General features: G+C 72.8%; 9 protein-coding genes. 5 read left to right on the forward strand and 4 right to left on the reverse strand.

Features of this window, described 5'->3' with window-relative positions; translation table 11 throughout:
- Positions 1-138: 138 nt before the first annotated feature.
- Positions 139-981, reverse strand: coding sequence for a sulfurtransferase (locus AB0I91_RS41085; protein ID WP_498773890.1), 843 nt, complete (start codon positions 979-981; stop codon positions 139-141).
- A gap of 61 nt (positions 982-1,042) precedes the next feature.
- On the opposite strand from AB0I91_RS41085, the gene AB0I91_RS41090 reads away from it, so the two are divergent.
- From AB0I91_RS41090 to AB0I91_RS41110, 5 genes are all read left to right on the forward strand, one after another.
- Positions 1,043-1,735, forward strand: a complete 693-nt coding sequence (locus tag AB0I91_RS41090; protein ID WP_230566637.1) for an iron-dependent transcriptional repressor DtxR — start codon at positions 1,043-1,045, stop codon at positions 1,733-1,735.
- Positions 1,732-2,892, forward strand: coding sequence for a galactokinase (gene galK / locus AB0I91_RS41095; protein WP_498773887.1), 1,161 nt, complete (start codon positions 1,732-1,734; stop codon positions 2,890-2,892). The genes AB0I91_RS41090 and galK overlap by 4 nt, the downstream gene beginning before the upstream one ends.
- Positions 2,893-2,919: 27 nt before the next feature.
- The gene (gene galE / locus AB0I91_RS41100; protein WP_499641728.1) at positions 2,920-3,882 is read left to right on the forward strand and encodes a UDP-glucose 4-epimerase GalE; all 963 of its coding nucleotides are present in this window, start codon (positions 2,920-2,922) and stop codon (positions 3,880-3,882) included.
- Positions 3,882-5,933 carry a S9 family peptidase gene (locus AB0I91_RS41105; protein ID WP_499641730.1) on the forward strand — a complete coding sequence of 684 codons (2,052 nt, stop codon included), beginning with the start codon at positions 3,882-3,884 and terminating at the stop codon, positions 5,931-5,933. Before galE ends, AB0I91_RS41105 begins: the two co-directional genes overlap by 1 nt.
- A gap of 378 nt (positions 5,934-6,311) precedes the next feature.
- Positions 6,312-6,725: an SAM-dependent methyltransferase gene (locus AB0I91_RS41110; protein WP_498773881.1), complete on the forward strand. Its 414-nt coding sequence runs from the start codon at positions 6,312-6,314 to the stop codon at positions 6,723-6,725.
- A gap of 560 nt (positions 6,726-7,285) precedes the next feature.
- On the opposite strand, the gene AB0I91_RS41115 is transcribed toward AB0I91_RS41110, so the two are convergent.
- The 3 genes from AB0I91_RS41115 to AB0I91_RS41125 all read right to left on the reverse strand — a co-directional run.
- Positions 7,286-8,320: a DUF4192 domain-containing protein gene (locus tag AB0I91_RS41115; protein WP_499641732.1), complete on the reverse strand. Its 1,035-nt coding sequence runs from the start codon at positions 8,318-8,320 to the stop codon at positions 7,286-7,288.
- 115 nt (positions 8,321-8,435) lie between these two features.
- Positions 8,436-9,200, reverse strand: coding sequence for a M23 family metallopeptidase (locus AB0I91_RS41120; protein WP_498773877.1), 765 nt, complete (start codon positions 9,198-9,200; stop codon positions 8,436-8,438).
- Positions 9,201-9,329: 129 nt separating this feature from the next.
- Positions 9,330-9,824, reverse strand: a 495-nt coding sequence (locus tag AB0I91_RS41125) for a M23 family metallopeptidase (protein ID WP_499641735.1), incomplete at its 5' end; no start/stop codon positions are given.

Genomic DNA, 9,824 nt, shown 5'->3' on the forward strand with positions numbered 1-9,824 from the left:
GCAGACGGCGGGCGAGGTCGCCTGGAAGTCGACCGTTCGCGCCTGATTTTCCGACGATCGAAAAGCGTGATCGCCGGAAAATGAGTCGCGAACGGTCGACGCGACCTCGCGGGGTGGTGGTCTGCGTAGCGGCAGTGATCAGGCGGAGCCCGTGGCGGCCGGTCGGGACGGGTCCGAGGACCACTGGGACCACGAGCCCGCGTAGAGCGGCGCGGGCGCGTCCGGCTTGGTGATGCCGGCCACTTCCAGGGCCAGGACCACGGACGACGCCGTGACGCCGGACCCGCAGTAGGCCGCGACCGGGCGGTCGGTGGTGACGCCGATGGCCTCGAAGCGCTCGGCCAGCGCGGCGGCGGGCAGCCAGCGGCCGGCGGAGGTGTGGCCCGAGGTCGGCGCGTTCAGCGCGCCCGGGATGTGCCCGGCGCGCGGGTCGACCGGCTCGGTCTCGCCCCGGTAGCGCTCGGGGGCGCGGGCGTCGAGCAGGACGCCCGAGCCGGTGAACGCGGCCGCCTCGTCCGCGTCCAGCACGGGCATGCCGCCGGGCCGCACCTCGATGTCGCCGGGAGCGGGCGCCGGCGGGCGCGCGTCGACGGGACGGCCCTCGGCGGTCCACGCCGCGAAGCCGCCGTCCAGGACCGCCACCTCCGGGTGACCCGCCCACCGCAGCAGCCACCAGGCACGGGCGGCGACGGAGCCGTCACCGCCGTCGTACGCCACGACCGGGTGATGTCGGCGGACGCCGGCCGCACGCAGCACGGCCTGCAGCGCCGCCGGGTCGGGCAGCGGGTGGCGGCCACCGGCGCCGGGCGGCGAGGACAGCTCGGTGTCGAGGTCGACGTAGACCGCACCGGGAACGTGCCCGACCTCGTAGTCTTGACGTCCCGGCGGTCCGCCCAGTCGCCAGCGGACGTCGAGCACGACCGGTGGTTCGGCCCCGTCCAGCGCGGAGGCGAGGGCTTCGGTGCTGATCAGTGGATGCACGGCACCATCCTGCACCCGTGACCGGCCGACTAGCATTGACGCCATACGAAGGGGAGCGGGTGTGAACGAGCTCATCGACACTACCGAGATGTACCTCCGCACGATCTACGAGCTCGAAGAAGAGGGCGTAGTGCCTCTGCGCGCGCGGATCGCCGAGCGGCTGGCGCAGAGCGGTCCGACGGTCAGCCAGACGGTCGGGCGGATGGAGCGCGACGGTCTGGTCATCGTGGCGGACGACCGCCACCTGGAGCTGACCGAGCAGGGTCGCAACCTGGCCATCGCGGTCATGCGCAAGCACCGGCTCGCCGAGCGGCTCCTGGTCGACATCATCGGCCTGGAGTGGGAGCACGTGCACAGCGAGGCGTGCCGCTGGGAGCACGTCATGAGCGAGGCCGTCGAGCGCAAGCTGGTCAAGCTCCTCGGCAACCCCACCACCTCGCCCTACGGCAACCCCATCCCCGGGCTGGACAAGCTGGGCGACGGCGAGCCCGCCCCGCCCGCCGAGGCGGACCTGGTGCGGGTGGACGAGGTGGCCCGGCGCGGCGGCGGTCGCGTCGAGGTGCGCCGGATCGCCGAGCACGTGCAGCTCGACGAGGACCTGATGGCCGAGCTGAAGGCCGCCGGCGTCGTGCCGGGCGGCACGGTCGAGGTCGACTCCCTCGGCGGCGCGAAGGTCATCCAGGTGCGCGGCAACGGCACGGTCGCCGAGTTGGACCCGGCGGTGGCGCACGCCGTCCTGGTGCAGGCCCGGTGAGCCCGGCGCGGCGCGCGATCGCCGCGTTCACCCGGCTGCACGGCGCCGCGCCGAGCGGTGTCTGGTCCGCGCCCGGCCGGGTGAACCTGATCGGGGAGCACACCGACTACAACGACGGCTTCGTGCTGCCGTTCGCGTTGCCCCACCGGACCGCGGTGGCCGCGTCGGCGCGCGACGACGGACAGTTGCACGTGGCCACGGTGGGTGATGACGGCCTGGTTCAGCAGGCCTCACCGGCAGCGGTCGCCGACCTGGAGCCCGGCGAGATCGGCGGCTGGGCGGCGTACCCGGCTGGGGTGGCGTGGGTGCTGCGCGAGCAGGGCCTGACCGGCGGGGCGAACCTGGTGATCGCGGGTGACGTGCCGGCGGGGGCGGGCCTGTCGTCGTCGCACGCCCTGGAGTGCGCGGTGGCGTTGGCGCTGCTCGGGCTGGCCGGGCACGCGGCCGACGACCTGCCGCGGATCGCGCGCTGGGTGCAGCGCGCGGAGAACGACTTCGTCGGCGCGCCCACCGGTCTGCTCGACCAGACCGCGTCGCTGTGCTGCACCGAGGCGCACGTGCTGTTCCTGGACGTGCGGTCGTTCAAGGCCGAGCAGGTGCCGTTCGACGCCGCCGAGCACGGCCTGGAAGTGCTGGTCATCGACACGCGGGCCAGCCACTCGCACACCGACGGCGGCTACGGCGCGCGGCGCGCGGGCTGCGAGGAGGCCGCGTCGGTCCTGGGGGTCCCCGCGCTGCGGGACGTGGACGTGACCGAGCTGGACGACGCGCTGGCCCGGTTGCCCGAACGGCTGCGCCCGCTGGCGCGCCACGTGGTGACCGAGAACGAGCGGGTGCTCGCGGCAGTGGAACTGCTGCGCACCGGCCGGTTGGCGGAGCTGGGACCGCTGCTGGACGGCTCCCACGCGTCGCTGCGCGACGACTACAAGGTGTCCGCGCCCGAGCTGGACGTCGCGGTCGACGCGGCGAAGGCGGCGGGCGCGTTGGGCGCGCGGATGACCGGCGGCGGTTTCGGCGGGTCGGCGATCGCGCTGGTGCCCGTCGAGCGGCACGACGAGGTGGTGCGGCGGGTGCTCGCCGCGTTCGCCGGACGTGGTTGGGCGACACCGAGGACTTTCACGGCCGTGCCCTCGGCGGGCGCCGGCCGGGATCACTGACGGACTGGTCGAAAGCGGGGATTCAGGGTGAAGTTGCTCGTCACGGGCGGCGCCGGGTACGTGGGCAGCGTCTGCGCGGCCAGGCTGGTGGAGTCCGGCCACGAGGTGGTCGTGCTGGACGACCTGTCCACCGGGCACGCGGACGCGGTGCCGGACGGGGTGCGGCTGGTCGAGGCGGGCATCGACGACGCGATCGGCGACCTGCTCGCCGGGGGTTTCGACGGCGTGCTGCACTTCGCGGCCAAGTCGCTGGTCGGCGAGTCCATGCAAGACCCCGCGAAGTACTGGCAGGGCAACGTGGTGACGTCGTTGCGGCTGCTGGACGCGATGCGCGAGCACGGCACGCCGCGACTGGTGTTCTCCTCCACCGCCGCGACCTACGGCGAGCCGGAGCAGGTGCCGATCGCGGAGACCGCGCCGACGCGCCCCACCAACACCTACGGCGCGACGAAGCTCGCGATCGACCACGCGATCACCTCCTACGCCGCCGCGCACGGCCTGGCCGCCGTGTCGCTGCGCTACTTCAACGTGGCGGGCGCGTACGGGCGGTTCGGCGAGCGGCACGGCGTGGAGACGCACCTGATCCCGATCGTGCTGCAGGTCGCGTCCGGCCGACGTGAGCGGGTGCAGGTCTACGGCGACGACTGGCCGACCGACGACGGCACGTGCGTGCGCGACTACATCCACGTCGTGGACCTGGCCGACGCGCACCTGCGGGCGTTGGAGCACGCGGCGGAGGGCGAGCACCGCATCTACAACCTGGGCAACGGGTTGGGCTTCTCGGTCAAGCAGGTCATCGACGCGTGCCGCGAGGTGACCGGCCACCCGGTGCCGGCCGACGTGGCGCCGCGCCGGGCGGGCGACCCCGCGGTGCTCGTGGCCTCCAGCGAGAAGGCCCGCACCGAGCTGGGCTGGAAGCCCGAGCGGGTGGACCTGGCCGGCATCGTGCGCGACGCGTGGGACTTCACCCGGTCACAACAGGGGGCGTGATGGCAGGCAAGATCACCGAGGCCGGGTTCGGGGACCTGACCTCGTTCACGGAGATGCCGCGGATCTCTTCGCTCGCGCTGTCACCGGACGGCACGCGGCTGGTCACCGTGGTGGCGACGCTCTCGCCGGACGGCAAGGCGTGGCAGGGCGCGCTGTGGGAGGTCGACCCGACCGGTGAGCGTCCCGCGCGGCGGTTGACCCGCGGCGCGAAGGGCGAGTCGGCGCCGGCGTTCACGCCGGACGGCGCGCTGCTGTTCCTCTCCGCGCGGCCCGGCCAGGAGGCCAAGCCGGCCGACCGCGACAAGAAGGACAAGGCGGCGCTGTGGCTGCTGCCGCCCGTCGGCGAGGCGCGCGAGCTGTACCGCCCGGCCGGCGGGGTGTCGGAGTTCGCGGTGGCGCGGGAGTCCGGCACGGTGCTGCTCGCGGCCGGCGCGCACCCGACCGCGGAGTTCGGCGAGCAGGACGAGGAGCACCGCAAGGCGCGCGAGGACGCCGGGGTGACCGCGATCCTGCACGAGTCGTACCCGGTGCGGTACTGGGACTCCGACCTCGGGCCGAGCTTCCCGCGGCTGCTGGCGACCACGTCGCCGGTCGGGGTGGACCGCGAGCCGATCGACCAGTCGTCGGACCTGGTGGACCTGACGCCCAACGCCGCGGCGCGGCTGGACGACTCGCCCGCGATCAGCCCGGACGGCCGGTGGGTCGTGCGCACCGAGGGCGTCGCGGTGAGCGCGTCGTACGGGCAGCGGGTGCGACTGCGGCTGTCGTCGACCGACGGTGCGGTCGACCGGGTGCTGGCCGACCTCGACGGGCACTCGTTCCTGCAGCCGGTGTTCCTGCCGGACTCGTCGGGCGTGATCGCGGTGCGCGCGTTCGACTCCACGGCGGACCGACCGTGGACGAACACGCTGGTGCGCATCGACCTGGAGTCGGGGTCGGTCGAGGAGTTGGCCGCGGACTTCGCCGAGGAGCCCGACCACCCGGTGGTGAGCCCGGCCGGTGACGCGGTGTACTTCATCAGCAGCCACCGGGGCCACCAGCCGATCTGGAAGCTCGACCTGGCGTCCGGCTCGGTGGTGAAGCTGACCGCGTCCGGTGCTTACACCGACGTGCGGGTCAGCCCGGACGGCGCGACGGTGTACGCGTTGCGCAGCGCGTGGGACCACCCGCCGCAGCCCGTGCGGCTGTCGGCGTCCGGTGTGGACCAGGTGGCCGTGCCGCTGCCGGCGCCCGGTGCGGTGGAGTCGGTGCCGGGGACGTTGACCGAGGTCGAGACGGTGGTCGAGGACGGCCGGACGGTGCGGGCGTGGCTGGTGCTGCCTCGCGGCGCGTCGGCGTCGCAGCCGGCGCCGTTGCTGCTGTGGGTGCACGGCGGTCCGGTGATGAGCTGGAGCGGGTGGAGCTGGCGCTGGAACCCGTGGCTGATGGCGGCGCGGGGCTACGCCGTGCTGCTGCCGGACCCGGCGCTGTCGACCGGGTACGGGCACGACTTCGTGCGCGCCGGGTGGGCTTCGTGGGGCGACAAGCCGTACACGGACCTGATGGCGATCACCGACGTGGCGGTGCGGAGGGACGACGTCGACGAGTCGCGGACGGCCGCCATGGGCGGGTCGTTCGGCGGGTACATGGCGAACTGGATCGCCACGCAGACCGACCGGTTCAAGGCGATCGTGACGCACGCGTCGTTGTGGCACCTGGACGCGTTCACCGGGACCACCGACGACTCGTACTACTGGATCCGCGAGATGGGCGACCCGCTGCGGCAGCAGGACACCGTGCGGGCGAACTCGCCGCACCTGCGGGTGGCGGACGTGAAGACGCCGATGCTGGTGATCCACGGTGACAAGGACTACCGGGTGCCGATCGGCGAGGGGCAACGGCTGTACTTCGACCTCGTGCGGCACGGCGTGCCGGCGAAGTTCCTGTACTTCCCGAGCGAGAACCACTGGATCCTGACGCCCGGCAACGCCAAGGTCTGGTACGAGACGGTCTTCGCGTTCTTGGCGGAGCACGTGCTCGGCGAGCCTTGGGAACGGCCGGAACTCGTCTAGTCGTACTCGCCTCACCGCCGTGTTGCCCACCTCTCGGGTGAGCGCCCCGGTTCTCCGCGCCCGCGACAGTCGGCCGGGGAGCCGGGGTGGTGAGGTCACCGACCGGGAGCCGGGCACGATGGGGCAGCACGCATGGCTGCAGCGCGCATGGCTGCGGTGCGCGCGGTTCGTCGCCGGTGTCCGCGGCAGGTCCGCCGAGGATGTGGGTGCAGTGAAGGGGCTTGGCCACGCGGGTGCGCCGAGCCCGCCGGCGCGCACCAGGCCGCAGCACGGCTCGCAGTCATCTCCATCCAGGCAACGCTGACCGAAGAGAGAACCCCTGTCATGCCGAGCTTCGAAGTCACACCGATCGGTACCGTCCGGAACGACCGGACGGACGTGCAGCACACGGACAACTGGGGTGCCGTCCGCAGCACGATCACCGTCGACGAGCGCTTCGGCGAGGCGTGCCTCCAAGGCTTGGAGGGTTTCTCGCACGTGGAGGTCCTCTTCGTCTTCGACCAGTTCCCGGAGAGCGACGACTTCCGCGAACCCCGCCCCTACCGCGGCCGCCCGGACCTCCCGCCCGTCGGGATCTTCGCGGGCCGCGGGCCGCGCCGGCCGAACCGCATCGGGGTGACGTGCTGCGCCATCGAGTCCGTGCACGGCCGTGAACTGACGGTGGTGGGCCTCGACGCGGTCTCCGGCACCCCCGTCATCGACCTGAAGCCGACGATGACGGAGTTCCTCCCGGCGGACGTCAGGCAGCCGGCCTGGGTCAGCCACCTGATGTCGGAGTACTTCCAGCCGTAACGCCGCCCGCGGCGGTGTCGGGCGGCGGTGTCGGGCGGCGGTGTCGGACGGCGGTGTCGGACGGCGGTGTCGGACGGCGGGGCAGGGCAGGGGGGCAGGGCGGGTTGATCGAACCCTGTTCCGCACCGACCCGCCGGCCCTTGCCGAGGTGGGTGAGACCAGCGCTGGACCAGCGCGAGACCAACGCGTCGCCAGCCGAGCAGCCGGCAACAGTAACGGTGCCGGTGCCGGTTCGAGGGCGACGCCGGTCCCGGTGCCGTGCCCGTGCCGTGCCGTGCGGTGGCGGTGCCGTGCCCGTGCGGGTGCGGTGCGGTGCCCGTGTGGTGCGGTGGTGGTGAAGAAGGTTCTTCGTGTCGGTACCCCCGATCGTGTAGTTCGCGACGTCGATGATGTGCCGCCTGCCCGCCGCCCGCCCGCCTGCTTGCCCGCTGGCCCGGCTGACTGGCGCGCGGCAGTCGTCGGGTGGGCCGCGCGATGTGGGCGGGGGCGGGCCGGTGGATGAGGAGGTGGGCTGGGTTCAGGGTGAGGTGGGCCTGGGTTCAGGGTGGGTGAGGTTGGGTTCAGGGTGGGGTGAGGTTGGTGGGTGGGGTGGTCCAGTCGGTGGCGGCGACTCGTTCTGCCAGGTGGCGGATCTGGGTTGGGGGTAGGCCTCCGTGCAGGGCCGCGCGGAGCAGTTCGGTCAGGCGGTGGTCGGGGTTGGCTTCTTCGGCGCGGTCCAGGGCGAGCAGGGCCAGGGTGCCGTTGCCCCGGATGTACGCCGAGAAGGCCAGGAGGGTGGCCGGTTCCGCCCGCTCCGGTGCGGGGCTCGCCCTGGTCAGCTCGGTCCACAGCACTTCGGCGCTGCCGGCGTGCTCGCCGACGCAGTAGGCCAGGCTCGCGTCCCTGGTCAGCGGGTTCGACAGGGCGTGGGCGAGATCGGCCACCTCTTCATCGGTCAACGGGCGCTTGCGGGTGGCCGCACGCAGCACCTCGGCGTGGATCAGCTCGCGGTCGCGTCGGGGCACGGTCTCGTCGTCCGGTGGCGGGTGGTCGGCGGACAGGCGGTTGAGGAGGGTCGATCGGCGGGACAGGGCGCCCGGCGGGTCCGGGGTCAGGACGTCGCCCATCGCCGCACGGCTGGCGTAGGTGACGTGGCCCTCCGCCGCCGACGCCGCGGCGAACGCCGTGCTCGACGGGTCCGGCACGGTGCCCGAGGTGCCCACGTCGTGGTAGTCGAACCAGCGCTCGCCCTTCGCCGTCGCACGCGTCCACACGGCCAGCAGGAGCGGCACGTCGGCGGCGTGGAGGGCGTCGTCCAGCTCGTCCACCACCGCGTCGTGCGGCAGGTCCTCGGGCGGGTCGCTCGAACCGCCGCCGATCACGACGACCACCGCGTCGGCGCCCCGGCACCCGGCCAGCGGCGCGATGAGCCGGTCGGCCAGGCGGTGCGGCACGCCGGCGGGCGGCAGGTCGGCGCGCAGCGTCATGGTCACGTCGTGGTCGCGCACCACCAGCACGACGACCGAGTCGGACGGGTGGAAGCCCAGCAGGTGCGGCACGGCGGCGATCAGGTCGCCCGGGTCGCGCAGGCGGGTCGGGGGCAGCAGCTTCGTCATGGGTACGACAGTGGACCAGGGCGGTCCGGGGGGCCGGCGGCGATCGCCGATCTGTGGACAACTCGCGAAAGGCCGCTCCCACCGAACTGGGAGCGGCCCGGCGACCTGCGGGAACTCAGCAGTCCGGTGCTACTTGACCGTCCGAACCTGTGTACACGTAGGCATCGGAGATGTAGCCCGACCCGATCTTGTCCCACAGGTTGGTGGTGCCGTACTTGCCGGTGATCGTCTCGCCCCGCGCCTGGCAGCTGATCGTCACCGTGGCGCCGTTCGCGACCGAGCCGACGGCCGCGTACTGGGTGCCGGGACCGGACCTGATGGTCACGGACGCGCCGCTGTCGGTGCCGACGGTGCCGGTCACCCCGCTGGTGCTGCACGAGTTGCGGCTGGTGTAGCTGCGCGTGCCCCAGTAGTAGATCTGCGTCCCGTTGAACTTGATCTTCTGGTCGACGCCGTTGAGCCTCTGCTCGTAGTGCAGGTGCGGCCCGGTCGACCCGCCGGTCGTGCCCACGTTGCCGATCCGCTGGCCGATCCGCACGGACTGGCCGACGGACACGCTCTGCGCGGACAGGTGCGCGTACCGGGTGCGCCAGCCGCCGCCGTGGTCGATCTCGACCCACCGGCCGTAGCTCGTGCTGCCCTCGTTCGCGACCCTCGTGACGCTGCCCGCCGCCGACGCGACCACCGGGTCGCCGTCGTCGTTCGCCCGGTTGAAGTCGACCGAGTTCGCGGGGCTGTGGTTGGTGCGGGTCTGGCCCTCCCACACCTGGTTGCACGGGAACGGCATCTGGAAGGTCGGCGCCGCCGCGGCCTCGCCCTGCGTGAGGACGAGGCCGATCAGCGGCGCCACCAAGGCCGTGACGAACACACGTCGGCTCATCTGCCACCTCCTTGACGACTAAGGGTGATCATCCGACCACGCCCGACCGCCTAAGTGGAAGACTTACCATGTGTTGAGTTGGTGAATTAGTTCCTAACCAACCGAACGGAGCAGCACCCGATCGCCCACTCAGCAGTTGCGACTGGTGTAGTTGCGCGTGCCCCAGTAGAGGATCTGCGAGCCGTTGAAGACGATCCTCTGCGCCACGCCGTCGAGCCGCTGCTCGAAGTGCAGGTGCGGGCCGGTCGAACCGCCGGTCGACCCGACGTCGCCGATGCGCTGACCCCTCGACACGGTCTGGCCGACGCTCACCCGCTGCACGGACAGGTGCGCGTACCGGGTGCGCCAGCCACCGCCGTGACCGATCTCGATCCACCGGCCGTAGCTGGTGCCGCCCTCGTTCTCCACCCGCGTCACCGTGCCCGCCGCCGACGCCACCACGGGATCGCCTGCGTCGTCGGTGCGGTTGAAGTCCACGGCGTTGGCCGGGCTGTGACTGGTCCGGGTCTGGCCCGACCAGACCTGGTTGCACGGGAACGGCATCTGGAACCCCGGCGCCGCGGCGGCCAGCGTGTTCGCCTTCCGCACCGCGTCCGCCAGCCCGGCGCCCCCGGTGACCAGGCG

Origin of the sequence: Actinosynnema sp. NPDC049800 (assembly GCF_040656635.1) — a bacterium.
GTDB lineage: Bacteria > Actinomycetota > Actinomycetes > Mycobacteriales > Pseudonocardiaceae > Actinosynnema.

Excerpts from the sequence above, each read along its gene's own strand:
- AB0I91_RS41105 (WP_499641730.1), top strand. The coding sequence starts at position 3,882 with ATGGCAGGCAAGATCACCGAGGCCGGGTTCGGGGACCTGACCTCGTTC.
- AB0I91_RS41115 (WP_499641732.1), bottom strand. The coding sequence starts at position 8,320 with ATGACGAAGCTGCTGCCCCCGACCCGCCTGCGCGACCCGGGCGACCTG.
- AB0I91_RS41120 (WP_498773877.1), bottom strand. The coding sequence starts at position 9,200 with ATGAGCCGACGTGTGTTCGTCACGGCCTTGGTGGCGCCGCTGATCGGC.